We start from the raw sequence: 16,292 nt of genomic DNA on the forward strand, positions 1-16,292 counted from the left end.
CCGGCCCCGTCCACCGCGATCGTGGACGGGGCCGGGCCCGTACGGAGGCCGCGGCGCGCGGACACCGCTCAGAGCAGGCCGTGCAGCCGCAGGTCGGCCACGCACTTGGCGAGGTACGGAGGCGAGAGCGACGGCACCCGCCCCTCCCCCACCCCGAGGGCGCCGACCGCCGTGCTGAACCGGGTGGCCGGCACGGCGGAGCCCGCCCTCGGTACGCCCGGCCGGGCGTACGCCCGCATCAGCGGCAGCAGCGACAGCCGGCGCTGGTGGTCGGGCAGACCGCGCAGAGCCGCCTCGGCGCGCATGTGCCACTGCTGATGGTCGTCGAACCGGGCGATCGGGTGGCCCGCGTCGATCAGCCAGTCCACGAACTCGTCCCAGGAGATCCCGTCGTCGTGGGCGTTGACCGCGTTGTAGGTGACGTACCCGTCCTCGTTCCCGGCGCTGAGCGCGGTGATCGCGGCGGCGGTGAAGTCGACCGGCAGACCGCTGTAGTGCGCCCGCGAACGGCCGCCGTCCCGGTCGGGCCGGTAGAAGGAGCGCGGCGCCATGTGGGTCGTGAGGACGCTCAGGAGCAGCCGGCTGAACCGGTCGGTCAGGTTCAGCCCGCCCGGCAGGCTGCTGTGGGCCAGGATCATGTCCGGCCGGAACACCGTGACCGGCAGCCCCGCACTCTCGTGCGCCTCGCGCAGCAGGACCTCGCCCGCCCACTTGCTCGTGGCGTATCCGTTCGCGTCGGAGTCGTCCAGCGGCCGTACCGGGGACGCCGTGCGGATGTCGGCCGTCTCGTCGAGGAACGAGCCGTCGGGCAGCATCGCGGCCGCCACCGTCGACACATAGGCGAACCGCTTCGCCCGGCCGGTGAGCGCCAGCCTGATCAGCTCCGCCGTCGCGGCGACGTTCGGCGCGAACAGGCTCCGGTACGGCAGGACATGGTTGACCAGCGCCGCCGCGTGCACGATCTGGTCGGTCTGTTCGGCGAGCGACTCCCAGTCCGTCTCCGCCAGGCCCAGCCGTGGCGCCGACACATCGGCGGCCAGGACCGTCAGATGCCGCTCCGCGGCCGCGTCGAACCAGTCGGCGGGGTCGGCCACCGCGGCGCGCAGGCATGCGAGCACACGCTGCCGTGCGGCCCCGTCGTCGGTGGCCCGGGCCAGGCAGGTCAGCCGGCCGCCCGTCTCGCGGACGCGCCGCAGCCAGTCGACCGCCAGGAACCGTCCGAGATACCCGGTCGCCCCGGTGACCAGGACGTTCCCCACGGAGGCCGGGTCGGGCCGCGCGCCGCGCCCGGCGGCCGGGAGCCGCCCGTCGAGGAAGCGGTCGAGCGTCAGATCGGCGGCCCTCACCTCGTGCGCGTCGCCCCCGTGCACCGAGGCGAAGGTGGGGCGCGCCTCCCGGGCGTCCCGCGCCGGGCCGAGCCGCTCCGCTATGCGGGCCAGCGTCGAGGAGGGCTGGAGGATGACCTGGATGGGCACCTCCTCGTCGAGGATCTGTTCGAGGACGGTCGAGAAGGTGTGTGCCGACAGGGAGTCGCCGCCCAGATCCGTGAAGGCGGCCTCCGCCCGGACCAGCGACGAGGGGCAGCCGAGGGTGATCTGCGCGGCGGCGCGGACCGCGTCCAGCGGCGTGACCTTCCCGCCCGCGGCCCGCAGTGCCGCGATCTGGCCCGCCCGGCCGGCCGCGATGTCCGCGTACAGCCGCTCCAGGCGCGGTGCGTAGCGCTCCTTCAGGGCGGGCCGCAGAAGCTTGCCGGCCCCCGACAGCAGCCCGTTCGCCACCGTGAACGGCTGCCGCTCGACGACGACGTCGTGCGGGATCTCGTACGCGTGCAGGCCCGCACCGTGGGCGAGTTCCCGCAGGGAATCCAGGATCGCGGTCCGTACGGCGTCGTCGTCAAACCGCCCCAGGCGCTCGGCGTCGGGGACCACCACCGCCAGCGGGAACGCCTGCTCGCTGCTGCCGTACACATAGATCTGCGCGATGTGCGGGCTCGTCGCGTAGAGCGCCTCCAGGCCGGACACGGCGATGAACTCGCCCTGGGACAGCTTCACCACGTTGTTCATCCGGTCGACGTAGACCAGACGGCCCGGCGCGGTCTCGGCGAAGACGTCGCCGGTGCGGTAGAAGCCGTCCTCGTCGAAGGCGCGGGCGGTGACCTCGGGCTGCTGGTAGTACCCGGGGAACAGTCCGACCGACTTCACCCTCAACTCGCCTCGGGGGTAGGGCTTGTCGGTGCTGAAGTACCCGAGTTCGGGAACGTCGGCCAGCCGGTGGTCGGTCACCGGCGGGCAGCGGACCACCTGGTCGACGACGATGGCCCGGGTCGTCTCCGTCGATCCGTAGCAGTCGATGATCGGCGTGCCGAGGAGCGAGGCCGTGAAGGTGTGCATCGCCTCCGACAAGGGCGCGCTGCCGCACAGGGCGAAGACGATCCGGCCGCCGAGCATGTCGTCGCGGACCCGGGCGGACGCGGCCGCCTCGGCCTGCGGGCGGGGTGTGCCGGTGCGGCCGATGCGGTCGGCCTCCAGCTGGTACCGCTGGTACACCATGTCGCAGATCCTCGGCACCAGGCTGAGCACCGTGGGACGCGCCAGGCGGATGTCGTCGAACAGCGTCGACATGTCGCCGCGGGCCGCGAAGTAGCCGGTGCCGCCGGCGGCGAGGCCGTTGACCAGCCAGGCGCGGCCGTTGACGTGGCTCATGGGCATGTAGTGCAGCACGAACACCGGGGTGCCGCTGCCGCCTCCGGCGTTCAGCCCGCCGCGGGCGTTCTGCCACATCCTCGTGATCATGGAGGCGGTGTAGATCGCGCCCTTGGGCGTGCCCGTGCTTCCGGAGGTGTAGATCAGTCCGACCAGCCGGTCCGGATCCCCGTCCTCGTACGGTTCCGCGGCGGGCAGCCGGGCGCCCCGGTCCACCTCGTCCACCAGCGGAACCACCTCGGCCCGCCCGCTCAGTCTGCCGCGGGCCGACGCGATCGCCTCCCGGTCGTCGTCCACCCGGGGGTCGTGGTCGAAGACCACCAGGCGCTCGATGGAGGCGGACGTGAGGACGGCTTCGACCGCGGCGTCGAGCGAGGCGACGTCGGCCGCGAGGATCCTCGGCGCCGTCTCGGCGACCACCGGAGCCAGCCGTGCGGCGGACGAGCCGGTGGGCAGCGGCACCGACACCGCGCCCAGGTACATGCAGGCCAGGTCGATGACCGCGTAGTCGACACCGGTGAACCCCAGGGTCGCGACGAAGTCCTTGGCGCGCACGCCGTCGGCGCCGTCGGCCCAGGCGGCCGCCAGCCGGCTGACCTGTCGCCACAGCTCGGCGTAGGTCAACGTGTCGAAGGAAGGCAGGAGTTCACGGGCGTGCCGGCCGGTGGCGGGGTCGCGGACGACACGGCAGGACCTGCGGGCGAGGGCCGTCCGGTCGGCGTACCCGTGCATGGCGGTCGCGATGACCTCCATGAGGCCGTCCTGGCGGCCCATCGCGTCGGCGACGTCGGGGGACGGTACCGCCCCGGCGAACTCGGGATCATCCGCGTACAGGGCCGCGATCCTCGATGCGACGTCGTGGCCTGCCTGATGCTCGGACATGAGGGCTCCGGTGTGTGTGGAGTGCGAGGAATCAGCTGCGAGCGCGTGCGGGGCGGAGGGAGGCCCGGTGTGACGGCCCTCAGCCGGGCGTCGCGTCGGCGGGCTTGGCCCGGCCGCCGAGGAGGGCGGCCAGGCCCATCAGGGTGTAGACGGCGACGAGGGCGAACGCCGGCGCGGCGATGCCGCCTCCCGACTGGAGGCCGGCGAGCAGGGCGACCCCGATCAGGGATCCGGTCGACCGGCCCGCCGACATCAGCCCGGAGGCGATGGCCGACCGGTGCTCGGGGGCGGCGGACAGGGTCAGGGTGATCTGGGGCACCGTCACCAGGCCGAAGCCGAACCCGATCAACGCCAGCGCGGCACAGGTGCCGACCGGGGTGGCGCCCACGGCGGCCAGCACCACCGCGCCGAGCAGGGACAGCAGGATGCCGGCGCCCAGCACGGCCCGGGCGCCGTACTTGGCGGCGAAGCGTCCCGCGGCCAGCGGCATGAAGGTGATCGGCAGGGCGGAGGACAGGAAGAAGAGCCCGACGGTGACCGGGTCGTAGCCCCGCACCTGCTGGAGGAACACGCTGAGCGTGAACATCAGCCCGTTGTAGCCGACGAAGAGCAGCAGGCCGACCGCGACGTAGCCGCGGAACCCGGGCGCCCGGAACAGGTCCGCCGGGATCATGGGGTACGCGTAGCGGCGCTGGCGGACCACGAACGCGGCGAACGCGGCCAGGGCCGCCACGGCGGCCACCACGGGCAGGGGCCGCGTCCACCCCAGCTCCTGGCCCTCGGCGAGCGCCAGCGCGAGACCGCCGAGGAAGACGACGGACAGCAACTGGCCCGGCACGTCCTGCGGTTCCTTGGACGTGGACCGCTCCACCCGGGGCATGTTCCGTGCCGAGAGCCACAGGACGACCAGGACGATGGGCACGTTGATCCAGAAGATGCTGCGCCAGCCCACCGACGCGACCAGGGCGCCCCCGAGCGTGGGACCGAAGGCGACCGGACTCCCGGCGACCATCGACCAGATGGAGATGGCCTTGGCGCGTTTGCCGGGCTCCCGGTAGGTGTCGGTGAGCATCACCAGCGTCGCGGGCATGACGAGCACCGCGCCCAGCCCCTGGGCCGCCCGTACGGCGACGAGCACGGGGCCGTTGGGGGCGAGGCCGCACAGCGCGGAGGCCACCCCGAACAGCACGACCCCGAGCCGGAACATCCGCACCGCGCCGTAGCGCCCCACCGCCGCGGCGCCGGCCAGCATCAGGCCCGCGATGACGACCACGTAGGAGGTGACGACGGCCTGCATCGTCGGAAGGCTCGCGTCGAGACTGTCGCGGATCGCCGGGATCGCGACGTGGAGGATGCTGGTGTCGACGACGATCATCCCGTGCGCCAGACAGGCCACCGCCAGGACGCGGCCGGGCCGCGGGGCCGCGGGGCCGGTGTCGGACGTGCGGTTGTCGAAGCTGGTGGATTCGGCCATGGCCTGCCATTTCGCATGAGTTCGCATGGGTTCGCGTGAGCGCGCATGAGCCGGTGAATTCGATGCCGACAATACTCGAAACCCTAGTGACAAAACGCGCAGCGTCAACCACGCGGCCGGCCGGGCCGACCCGATGTCTGAATCGTCCGATTCCAGGGTCAGGCATAGAGAATGGTCCACTTCCCCGCAGGGTCTGAAGCTCCATAGCCTCGGAGCGCTGAGAATCACCAGAGGGCACAGCCTGGAAGTGCAGGGGGGAACACCATTGTCCTTTTCCCGAGAGTTCCGGGGAATTCAACAGCGCCCGTCGCCCATGCCGTTCCACCGCTATGCGCGGGACGCGATCTCTCCCACTTCAGGCTGGTCACGGCGGTGGCCCGACGCCACACTCGACCGGGCTCCGATCTGGGCCTCGGTCGACCTCCGGGACGGAAACCAGGCGCTGGCCGAGCCCATGGACATGGGCCGCAAGCAGCGGATGTTCGACCTGCTCGTGGCGACAGGCTTCAAAGACATAGAAGTCGGATATCCAGCTGCCAGTACGCATGATTTCGATTTCGTCCGCGAACTGGCCACCAAGGACGGAATTCCGGACGACGTCACGATCTCCGTCTTCACGCCGGCCCGTCCAGAACTCATCGAGCGAACCTTCGACGCGATTCACGGAGCCGACCGCGCCGTGGTGCATTTGTGCCATGCGACGGCCTGCCTGTGGCGCGAGGTCGTGTTCGGGATGTCGCCGCGCGAGGTCCTGCGCATGGCTGTCGACGGCGCACAGCACCTGGTGCGCCTGGCGGAGCGTGAGCCCGGTACCGACATCCGGTTCGAGTACTCCCCCGAGACCTTCAACGTGACCGAGCCGGAGCTCGCCCTGGAGATCGCGAACCGGGTCGCGGAGGTCGTCGACGCCACGTCGGACCGGCCGCTCGTACTGAACCTCCCGACCACCGTGGAGACCCACTCGCCCCACGTCTTCGCCGACCAGGTCGAGTGGATGCACCGCAACCTCGACCGGCGTGACGCGATCATCCTCTCCGTCCATCCGCACAACGACCGGGGCACCGCCGTCGCTTCGGCGGAACTGGCCCTGCTCGCCGGGGCCGACCGGGTCGAGGGCACCCTGTTCGGCAACGGCGAACGCACCGGGAACGTCTGCCTGGTGACGCTCGCGCTCAACCTGTTCAGCAGCGGGGTCGATCCCCAGCTGGAGTTCTCCGACATCGACGCCGTCCGCGCGATCGTGGAGGACTGCAACCGGCTGCCCGTGCACCCCCGCCACCCCTACGCCGGCGACCTGGTCTACACCGCCTTCTCCGGCACCCACCAGGACGCCATCGCCAAGGGGCTGGCCGCGCTGTCCGAACGGGCCGAACGGGAGGGCAAGGACGTCGGCGACATGCCCTGGCAGGTGCCCTACCTGCCCATCGACCCGAAGGACGTCGGCCGCGACTACCAGGCGATCATCCGGGTCAACGGCCAGTCGGGCAAGGGCGGCATCGCCTACGTGCTCAAGGCGGGCTGGGGCGTCGACCTGCCGGTCGAACTGCGGCGGGACTTCGCCGCCGTGGTCCAGTCCGCGGCCGACGCCCTGCGGCGCGAACTGGAGCCGCCGGAGATCTGGCAGCTCCTGCTGGAGACCTACTGCCTCGACGACTCGCCCGCGCTGCCCGACGACGAGGGTGGTGGTGCCGACGGCGCCGCGATCCTCGCACGGCTCGCCGCCGAGCACGGTGTCGGGTTCACCCGGCCCCGGTTCACCGGCTCGACGGCGGCCGGCGCACCGATGACCTGCCTCGTCGCGGTGGAGACGGACGGCCGCACCGTCTGGGGGCTCGGCCGGGCGGCCACCGTCGCCGACGCCGCACACAGATCCGCCCGTTCCGCGCTGCTACGGGCGGGCACGCACGAAGGAGACCAGTGAAGAACAACGCGTTCCACACGGTCGGCCCCGGTATCTACCGGGAGGACAGCGGAATGGTCTACGAGGACTACGTCCCCGGCGAGGTGGTCGAACACCGGCCGGGCCGGACGATCACGATGACCGACAACGTGTGGAGCTCCCTGCTCTGCCTCAACCAGCATCCGCTGCACATCGACGCCGTCTACGCCGAGCAGACCAGGTTCGGCAGGATCGTCGTCTCGAGTCTGGTCACCTTCGGGATCGTGAACGGGATGACCGTCTCCACCATCAGCGCCAAGTGCGTCGCCAACCTCGGTTGGGACAACGTGCGGTTGACCGCCCCGGTGTTCGTGGGCGACACGCTCTACGCACAGACCCGCATCGTCTCCCGGCGCGAGTCCGGCACACGTCCCGACCAGGGGATCGTGACCGTCCACACCACCGGCCGGAACCAGGACGACACGACGGTCATCGAATTCGAGCGGACGATTCTCGTCCCCAAGCAGGAGGCACACCCATGATTCCGGTCATCGACCTGGCTCCGGCACGGCCCGGCCTCGAACACGGGACCGCCGAGGAGATATCCGACGCCTGCCGGCGGACCGGGTTCTTCGTCGTACGCGGACACGGCATCGCCCGTGAGGTCTTCGACGACGCCTACGACACCTCGCTGCGCTTCTTCAGCCTCCCGCTGGAGAGGAAGCGCGCGTTTCCGATGAGCACCTCCACCGCACGGGGCGACAACGACTACAGCCCCTACGGGTACAGCGCCCTCCTCTCCGAGAACGCCTACGCCTACACCGGGAAACCGGGAATGCCCTCGGACTACGTCGAGAAGTTCAGCACCGGACGGCTGATCCTGGACGACGACGAGAAGCTCCCGTTCCCCGAGGACGAGTTGGGGGCACAGCTGCGCACGGCCCTGAAGCGGTACTTCGCCGCCTGCGAGACCGTGGCGGGCCGGATCGCCGAGCTGCTGGCCCTCGCCCTGGACCTGCCCCGCGACTTCTTCGCCACCCGGACGAACACCTCCAACGACTCGCTCCGCTCGCACCTCTACCCCGGGGTCGCCCCCGAGTTCCTCAACGACCAGGGCATGGGGCAGCACACGGACGGCACGCTGATCACCCTGCTCACCCAGGACGGCCCCGGCCTCCAGCTGCAGGACCGCTCCGGCCGCTGGCTGGACATCGACGTCCCGGAGCGCGACAGCTTCATCGTCAACATCGGTGACCTGATGGCTCGTTGGTCGAACGACGAGTACGTGTCGACGCCGCACCGGGTGCGGCTCGCCGACCGGCGGCGGCAGTCCATCGTGTTCTTCAAGCTGGCCAACGACGACACCGTCATCGAGTGCTTCCCCAAATTCGCGTCGGACCGCCCCGCGAAGTACGAGCCCATCCGCTACGAGGACTACTCCCTCCAGAAAATGAACCTGCTGTTCGGAAGGGAAGACGCCCGGTGAAGTCGTACGCGAGCCTGCTCTACACCCCCGCGCTGCTGCTGGCGTCGGTCGCCCGGCCCGGCCGGGTCCGCGCCGACATACTGGTCCTGGACCTGGAGGACTCCATCCATCCGGCCAGGAAGGCCGAGGCCCGCGAGCTGCTGGCGGGGGCGGACCTCAGCGGGGCCGGGCTGCCCGCACTCGGCATGCGGGTGAACACGATCGCGACGCCCGACGGCCTGGAGGACCTGCGGGCGCTGATCGAGATGGACGCCACCATCGGCGGCGTACCTCTCGACGTGGTCTTCATCCCCAAGATCTCCGGCGCCGGCGACGTGGCCATCTACCGGTCACTGCTGTCGCACACCTCCAGGCCGCCGGAGATCTGCAGCTTCATCGAAAGCGTCGACGCCGTCGACAACGCCGTCGAGATCGCCGCGGTCAGCGACGGCCTCTGCTTCGGACAGGCGGATCTGACGGCCGACCTGTACGCCGAGAACACCTTCTACCTCGATCACGCGCGAGCCCGGCTCTGCTCTGCGGCGGCCAAGTACCGCGTGCCCGCGATCGACACCAACTCGTTCGAACTGCACGACCTCGACGCCGTCGCGGCGCAGTGCCGGGCCGCCCGGGACGCCGGATTCACGGGGAAGGCGGCCATCCATCCCCGGCAGGTCGACACCATCGCCGAGACGTTCACCGTCGGCCCGGACAAGATCGCCGAGTACCGCAGCGTGGTCGAGGACTACCACTCCACGTCCTACGGCTTCGCGGTCGAGGAGGACCGGGTACTCGCCCCGCCGTTCGTACTGCGGGCCCAACGCATGCTCGCACTCCACGCACCCGCCGAAACCGGCCGGAACGCCCGCACCAACTAGCCCAGGGGGATCCCAGTGAAGAAGCTTCCGCAGCACGCCGTCATCGACGTCTCCGCCCACCCGACCGAGCTGACCGACGGCCGGCTCCGGGCCGTCGGGGACGGAATCGTCCGGGAACTGGTACGGCTGGTCGCCGAGGGCGACGGCGTGGCCGTCTGCCTCGGCGTCTCCAGGACGCTGGCGCACCACGGACTCGACGTCCACAAGGAGCAGGACGCCGTGATCGCCCGCGACTACCTCGAATCGCTGTTCCGCGGCTTCGGGGAGCACGTCGACGTCTCCCGGTACAGCCCCGTCGCGATGGACTACGACCGCATCGCCGGCATGGACGTCGACGGGTACAACAAGAACACGCACTTCACGCCCAACGGCGACCACACCACCGAGCGCGAGTTCCTGACGACCAAGTGCGTGCACTTCGACGCCGCCACACCGTTCATCGGGAACATCTACGGGCCCAACACCAACATCACCCACGGCACCCCGATGGTCTGCGACACCCGGGCCTACTGCCAGGAGACCGGGGTCGCCCCCGCCGATCTGCTGGAACTGATGCCGCACAGCTACAACGTCGCGGTCAAGGAGGAGCACGCCGGGCCGGTCCTGGCCGGGTACGCCGCCGCCGTGGAGGCCGACCTCTCCGCCGACCTGGTCATGGTCGTCCTGCTGAACGAGGTGGACCGCGGGCTCGCGCACGCCGGCTCCGAGCCCCGCCCCACCGACCCCACCCGGCCCGCCCGCCGTCCGATCCGGCACCTGGAGTACCAGTTCGCCGAGGGTGTCGAGCTGTCGAAGTGGTACCGGCACTACCGCCTGGAGATCCCGCAGCCCAGCCTCCAGGTGCCGGACGAGGCCGCCCGCGAGCGCTTCCACCGCGGGATCGACCCGGTCGGGACGAACCGGTGACGACGTCCGCGGAATACAGCGTGCCGTCCATGTCCGCGAGCGACCGCGAGGAGCTGGACAAGCTCCTCGCGGCCCTCGCGGCGGGCGAGTGGCCGTTGGACATCGACGACGCCCGGGTGTTCTACGACGCCTGGGGCGCGCCGATCGCCGACGACATCGTGGTCGAACAGCGCGACGGCGGCCACCTGTTGACCCCGCCGAACGCGGAGGGCTCCCTGACCGGGCTCTACCTGCACGGCGGCGGGTACGTGTACGGATCGCTGCGCAGCCACGGTCACATGGTCTCCGAGATCGCCCGCGCGGCCCGCTGCCCGATGTTCTTCGTGGACTACCGGCGAGCCCCCGAGCACCCCTATCCGGCGGCGCTCGACGATGCCGTGGCCGCGTACCGGAGTCTGCTCGCCGACGGGGTCGCCGCCGGTGACGTGGTCCTCGCGGGCGACTCGGCGGGCGGCGGCCTGGTGCTCGCGACGCTGCTGAAGCTGCGGGACTCGGGGCTGCCGGTCCCGGCCGCGGCGGCCTGTGTCTCGCCCTGGACCGACCTCACGGGCAGCGGGGAGAGCTACCACGCCCTGGAGCACGAGGATCCCATGCTCAGCAAGCCGGTGGTGGACCTGGTGTCCGCGTCGTACCTGGCGGACACCCCGCGCACGCATCCGTACGTCTCCCCGCTGTTCGGGGAGCTCGCGGGGCTGCCCCCGGTGCTCCTCCAGGTGGGCAGCCGCGAGATCCTGCGCAGCGACGCCGAGCGGTTCGCGGCCGGGCTGCGGCGCGCGGGCGGCACCGGTGTGCTGGAGGTCTGGCCGGGGATGGTGCACGTCTGGCACCTCCACCACTCGCGCCTCGGCAAGGCCCGCGAGGCCGTGAGCCGGCTCGGCGGCTGGCTCCGCGCCCAGGCTGCGGGGGCGTGATGACCGAGGACATCACCGGGCCCCATCGGTACCGCAACAACCGGAAGATGGTGCCCGCGAGCGAGGCCGCGTGGGGTCTGTCCCGCAAGCACGGGATGCTCGGCCTCGTGGTCGAGGCCGTCGAAGGGCAGAACCGGCTGCGCGACATCCGCACCGGGCACGAGTTCGCCAACCTGTCGTCCTGCTCGTACCTGGGCCTCAACAGCCACCCCACGGTGGTCGAGGCCGGACGGGCCGCGCTGGAGGAGGAGCGGATCACCGGGCTGTCCATGGGCGAGTTCCGGATCCGGCTCGGCATCATGGAACGGCTGGAGGAGGAGCTCGCCGAGCACTTCGGCGCCCATGTCCTGCCCTCGGTGTCCTGCGGGGTGCTCAGCTCGGCGATCCTGCCGTTGCTCGCCTCCGGGCATCTCACCGACGGCGAGCCCCTCGTCGTGGTCTTCGACCGGTTCGCGCACTTCTCACTGAACTTCCTCAAGCCCGTTCTCGCCGACGAGACGCTGGTGCTGACCTGTCCGCACAACGACATGCAGTACCTGGAGGACGTCTGCAAGCGGTATCCGCGGGTGGCCTACGTCGCCGAAGGCGCCTACTCCACCGGCGGGCGGGCGGACCTGAAGGGGATCAAGGACCTCCAGGACCGGTACGGGATGTTCGTCTACCTCGACGACTCCCACGCGCTGTCAGCCGTGGGCGAGCGCGGTGAAGGGTACGCGCGCACCGTGTTCGACACCCTCGGCTCCCGCACGATCGTCGTCGCCTCGATCGCCAAGGCGTTCGGCAGCACCGGCGGCATCGCGATGGTCGGCGACCGCGAGATGTTCGAACTCCTCTACCGGTCCGGGCCGCTGGCCTGGTCCCAGGGATTGCGGACCGCCGCGGTCGGCACCGCCCTCGGGGCCCTGGAGGTCCACCGGAGCCCGGAGCTCGGCCTGCGACAGCGACGGCTCGCCCAGAACATCGCCCTCTTCGACGAGCGGCTGCGCGACCACGGCCTGCGGGGCGCCGGATCGCACATCAAGTTCGTCACCGTCGGCGACAACGACCGGGCGGTACGCCTGTCGACCGAGCTCTACCGGCGCGGCTACTACTGCTCCGCGATGTTCTTCCCGATCGTGGCGCAGGGGCAGGCGGGCGTGCGGATGATGCTGCGCGGCGACATGCCGGCGGAGCTCACCGAGCGTTTCGCGGCGGACCTCCTCGACGTACTGGCGGAGCTCGCATGACCCCCGCGGGCACGGACCACGACAGGTCCGACGTGACGGCCGTGGCCGCGCTGATGCGCGAGAGCCTGCGCGGCGGCGCGGTGCGGAGGATGGCCGTACCGCTGCGGCAGGTCGTCGACGACGGCCGCGGCACCAGATTCCTGTCCATGCCCGCCGTCAGCGCCGATCACGGGCTGTGCGTCAACAAGACCGCCACCATCACCGACGGTCCGGGCCCGACCGTGACGTCCGTGGTCCCGGTGTTCTCCACCGCGACCGGGGAGCTCCTCGGGGTGCTGGACGGCGCGGCCGTCACCAACCTCAAGTGCGCGGCCGTGACGGCGCTGGTCACCGACGCCTGCGCGGCCCGGGAGAGCGCCGTCCTCGGGATCGTCGGATCGGGGGTGCAGGCGTGGCAGCAGTACCTCGGGGTGACGGCGGTGCGCCGGATCACCGAGGTACGGGTCCACTCCCGCACCCCCGAGCACGCCGGGATCCTGTGCGAGCGCATCCGGCGCGCCGATCCGGGCGTACGCGCCCTGGTCGGCGCGTCGGCCGAGGAGGCGACCGCGGGAGCGGATGTCGTCTCGACGGCGACGACCTCCGTACGGCCGCTGCCGATCGCCGCCGAACTGCCGGAGCACGTGCACATCAACTGCATGGGCGCGCACACCACCGAGTCCCGGGAGCTGCCGCGCTCGCTCCTGGCCGCCGCCACGCTGGTCGTCGAGGACAGGGCGATCGCGGTGGCCGAGGCCGGGGAGATCCACCGTACGGCGATCGACCTGGAGTCCCTGGAGACCGGCGGGCACGCCGGACTCGACCGCCGCCGGACCGTCTTCAGCTCCACCGGGCACGCCTCGCTGGACCTCATCACCTGCGCCCATCTGGTGGCGCGGCCCCACCGTTGACCGAGCGGTCAGCGCTGACCGGAACGAAAGGACGACCGTACGTGGCACACGTCGGCACGGAAGAGACCACGGGGTCGCACGAGGACGGAGAACCGGCGGGGGCGGCCGCCGACCGGGAGTTCGACGCGGCTCTCGCCCGCCTCGGCATCGAGATGCCGCCGGACCTGGCGCCCGGAGTCCTGGCCGGACACCGCTCGCTGTGCGCGATGAACCGACTGCTGCGGAACGTGGAGATCGCCGATGTCTGACACCGCCCCCGCCCGGCCGGGCCCTCGGCCCGACGTACCCGAACCGCGCGAAGCCCCGGGCCTGTCCGGGCTGTCCGTGGCGGAGGCCGGTGCGCGGCTGCGCGCCGGGACGCTCACGTCGGTGGAGCTGGTGGAGCACGCGTTGAGCCTGATCGACGCGTACGACGGCGAGCTGCACGCGTTCGTCCTGGTCACCCGTGACCTCGCGCTGCGGCGCGCGGCGCGGGCGGACCGGGAGCTGCGCGACGGCGTCGACCGCGGACCACTGCACGGCATCCCGTACGCGCTGAAGGACATCCTCGCCGCCGAGGGCCTGCCCACCACCAACCACTCGCGGCTGACCCTCACCGACCTCGCCACCGAGGACAGCACCGTGGAGGCCCGGCTGCGGGCCGGCGGCGCGGTGCTGCTGGGCAAGCTGGCCACCTACGAGTTCGCGTTCGGCGGACCGAGCACGGACCTGCCCTTCCCGCCGGCGGGCAACCCCTGGAACCGCGAGCACATCCCCAGCGGCTCCTCGTCGGGAGCGGGCGCCGCGGTGGCGGCCGGGTTCCTCCGCGTCGCCTTCGGGTCCGACACCGCCGGCTCGCTGCGCGGCCCGGCGTTCCACTGCGGGGCCGTCGGCCTCAAGCCCACCTACGGCAGCGTCTCGGGCCACGGCGCCACCCCGCTGGCGCCCACCATGGACCACTTCGGGCCCCTCGCCTGGACGGTGGCCGACGCCGCCGCCGCCCTCCAGGTGGTCGCGGGCCCCGACCCCAGGGACCCGCGCACCCGCGAGGCGCCGGCGCCCGACTTCCTCGGCTCGCTGAGCGGGGAGGTCCGCGGGCTGCGCGTGGCGTACTCGAAGGCCTGGTACGCGTCGGATCCGGGAACCCTTCCGGAGATCACCGAGAGCATCGACCGGGCCCTGGCCCACCTCGACCGGCTCGGCGCCGTCGTCGAGGAGTGCGAGCTGCCGCCGTACGAGCTGTTCGACGCCTGCGGCCGGGTCATCCTGATGGCGGAGGGGTTCGCCGTGCACCAGGAGAACCTGCGCCGCGCGCCGCGGTCCTTCGGCCGCTACACCTACCAGAAACTGATGCCCGGTGCGGGGGTCACCGCCGACGAGCTCCAGCGGGCCCGCCAGGTCCGCGACAGCCTCGCCGCGGCCCTCGACCGGCGGGTCTTCGCCTCCCACGACCTGCTGATCACGGCGTGCGGTCAGACCACCGCGGCCCGGATCGACGCCTTCGGCGCCGACTGGCCCCCGCCGAAGCTGGCCAACGACATGCAGACCATCCCGTTCGCCGTCACCGGACACCCGGCGATGTCCCTGCCCCTCGGCTTCGCCGGCAACGGGCTGCCCATCGGTGTGCAGCTCGTGGGGCCCGCGTACGGCGAGGCGAGCCTGTTCCGGGCCGGCCTCGCCCTGGAGGCCGAGTTCGGCCGACGGGACACCCGCCCGGTGCCGGCATGAGACGGCCCTCCCGCCCGGCGGCGACCCGTCGGCAGAAGGGCTGAGGTGAACGACCGCACTCGCCCCCCGCTCCCCGCCGGCTTCTGGTGGCTGTGGACCGCGACGCTGGTGAACCGGTTCGGCCTGTTCGTCATGCCGTTCCTGTCCCTCTACCTCGCCGTGGAGCGGGGCTACTCCGCCACGTACGCGGGGCTGGTGATCTCGCTGTACGGACTCGGCGGCATAGCCGGATCGCTGATCGGCGGGTCGCTCAGCGACCGGTGGGGCAGGCGGCCCACGCTGCTCACCGGGCAACTGGGCGCCGCCGTCTTCACCCTCGCCCTGGGATTCGCCGAGCAGCCCGTGACGATCGCGGCGTGTGTCACCGTGCTGGGCGTCGCGCTGAAGGTGTCACAGCCCGCGATCGGGGCGATGCTCGCGGACCTGGTCCCCGAGGAGTCCCGGCCCCGGGCCTATTCGCTCAACTACTGGGCGCTCAACCTCGGATTCTCCGTCTCCGCCCTGTCGGCGGGCACCCTCGCCGCCTTCGGCTATCTGACCCTGTTCGTGGTGGACGCCGCCAGTACCCTGCTCTGCGCGGTGCTGGTCTTCTGGCGGATTCCCGAGACCCTGCCGTCGAAGCTCCGCACGGAACCGTCCCAGGAGGCGGCCCCGCGCACGTCCCTGGCCGCCGTGGTCCGCGACCGCCGGTTCATGTGCCTGGCCGGACTGAACCTCCTGGTGGTCACCGTCTTCACCCAGCGGCACCTGGCCCTGCCGCTGTCCATCGCCGAATCCGGCCTGTCCACCGCGGACTACGGGATCGTGGCGGGCGTCAACGGCGTCATGATCGTCACTCTCCAGCTCGCCGTCACCCGCTTCACCCAGCACCGGCCCGCCGGTTGGGTGCTCGCCTGCGGGGCGCTGCTGATCGCGCTCAGTTCGGTGCTCAACGGACACGCCGGCACCGTGCTGCTGTACTGCTGCGCCGCCGTCGTCTACACCCTCGGTGAGATCGCCTACGTACCCACCAGCGAGGCGCAGGTGCCCGCCATGGCTCCGGAGCACGCACGGGGCCGCTACGAGGGCGTGATGGTCCTGACCTGGGCCGTCGGCGGCTTCGTGGCACCGCTGACGAGCGGTCTGATCATCGACGCCCACGGCACGGACACCCTCTGGGCGGGGTGCGCGGTGATCGGCGCGCTCGCGGCCGTCGGTTACGTCGCGTTGCTGCGGCCGCGCCGCGGGAAGGAGGACGCCCCCGGGTCCGCACGAGCCCTCCGGTCCACGCGGGCCCCCTAGGTCCTGTCGTCAAACTGCCGTCTGCCGCGCGGGGCCCCTAGCCCGCTCGGGCCCCTGGCCCCCAGTCCGCACAGCCTTCTAGCAGGAGTGG

General features: G+C 71.6%; 13 protein-coding genes. 11 read left to right on the forward strand and 2 right to left on the reverse strand.

Translation table 11 applies throughout. The annotated features are described in order from the left end of the window. Window positions 1-68 precede the first annotated feature (68 nt). Window positions 69-3,584 (reverse strand): carboxylic acid reductase, encoded by a 3,516-nt coding sequence (gene car / locus PSQ21_RS03815; RefSeq protein WP_274028974.1) that lies wholly within the window; start codon window positions 3,582-3,584, stop codon window positions 69-71. 79 nt (window positions 3,585-3,663) lie between these two features. Then, window positions 3,664-5,058 (reverse strand): MFS transporter, encoded by a 1,395-nt coding sequence (locus PSQ21_RS03820; RefSeq protein ID WP_274028975.1) that lies wholly within the window; start codon window positions 5,056-5,058, stop codon window positions 3,664-3,666. A gap of 313 nt (window positions 5,059-5,371) precedes the next feature. Here PSQ21_RS03820 and PSQ21_RS03825 point away from each other — a divergent pair, with 313 nt between their 5' ends. From PSQ21_RS03825 to PSQ21_RS03875, 11 genes are read left to right on the forward strand one after another with little or no spacing between them, the layout of a single operon-like run. Then, entirely contained in the window at window positions 5,372-6,979 is a 1,608-nt protein-coding gene (locus PSQ21_RS03825) for a 2-isopropylmalate synthase (protein WP_274035636.1), read from the forward strand. Continuing rightward, entirely contained in the window at window positions 6,976-7,479 is a 504-nt protein-coding gene (locus PSQ21_RS03830; protein WP_337961664.1) for a MaoC family dehydratase, read from the forward strand. Before PSQ21_RS03825 ends, PSQ21_RS03830 begins: the two co-directional genes overlap by 4 nt. Then, complete coding sequence (locus PSQ21_RS03835) at window positions 7,476-8,423, forward strand: isopenicillin N synthase family dioxygenase (protein WP_274028976.1); 948 nt, start codon at window positions 7,476-7,478, stop codon at window positions 8,421-8,423. The genes PSQ21_RS03830 and PSQ21_RS03835 overlap by 4 nt, the downstream gene beginning before the upstream one ends. Next, window positions 8,420-9,280, forward strand: coding sequence for an HpcH/HpaI aldolase/citrate lyase family protein (locus PSQ21_RS03840; RefSeq protein WP_274028977.1), 861 nt, complete (start codon window positions 8,420-8,422; stop codon window positions 9,278-9,280). Before PSQ21_RS03835 ends, PSQ21_RS03840 begins: the two co-directional genes overlap by 4 nt. Window positions 9,281-9,295: 15 nt before the next feature. Beyond that, entirely contained in the window at window positions 9,296-10,186 is an 891-nt protein-coding gene (locus PSQ21_RS03845) for a hypothetical protein (RefSeq protein ID WP_274028978.1), read from the forward strand. Between the two features lie 29 nt (window positions 10,187-10,215). Further along, window positions 10,216-11,097 (forward strand): alpha/beta hydrolase, encoded by an 882-nt coding sequence (locus PSQ21_RS03850; protein ID WP_274028979.1) that lies wholly within the window; start codon window positions 10,216-10,218, stop codon window positions 11,095-11,097. Beyond that, on the forward strand, window positions 11,097-12,323 hold the full coding sequence (locus PSQ21_RS03855) for an aminotransferase class I/II-fold pyridoxal phosphate-dependent enzyme (RefSeq protein ID WP_274028980.1): 1,227 nt from the start codon (window positions 11,097-11,099) through the stop codon (window positions 12,321-12,323). The genes PSQ21_RS03850 and PSQ21_RS03855 overlap by 1 nt, the downstream gene beginning before the upstream one ends. Beyond that, on the forward strand, window positions 12,320-13,213 hold the full coding sequence (locus PSQ21_RS03860; protein WP_274028981.1) for an ornithine cyclodeaminase family protein: 894 nt from the start codon (window positions 12,320-12,322) through the stop codon (window positions 13,211-13,213). Before PSQ21_RS03855 ends, PSQ21_RS03860 begins: the two co-directional genes overlap by 4 nt. 41 nt (window positions 13,214-13,254) lie before the next feature. Next, complete coding sequence (locus PSQ21_RS03865) at window positions 13,255-13,461, forward strand: hypothetical protein (RefSeq protein ID WP_274028982.1); 207 nt, start codon at window positions 13,255-13,257, stop codon at window positions 13,459-13,461. Beyond that, window positions 13,454-14,920: an amidase gene (locus tag PSQ21_RS03870; protein WP_274028983.1), complete on the forward strand. Its 1,467-nt coding sequence runs from the start codon at window positions 13,454-13,456 to the stop codon at window positions 14,918-14,920. Before PSQ21_RS03865 ends, PSQ21_RS03870 begins: the two co-directional genes overlap by 8 nt. A 45-nt stretch (window positions 14,921-14,965) precedes the next feature. Then, on the forward strand, window positions 14,966-16,201 hold the full coding sequence (locus PSQ21_RS03875) for an MDR family MFS transporter (protein ID WP_274028984.1): 1,236 nt from the start codon (window positions 14,966-14,968) through the stop codon (window positions 16,199-16,201). The last annotated feature ends 91 nt before the right edge of the window (window positions 16,202-16,292 follow it).

This window comes from Streptomyces sp. MMBL 11-1 (assembly GCF_028622875.1).
In the GTDB taxonomy this organism is placed as follows: domain Bacteria; phylum Actinomycetota; class Actinomycetes; order Streptomycetales; family Streptomycetaceae; genus Streptomyces.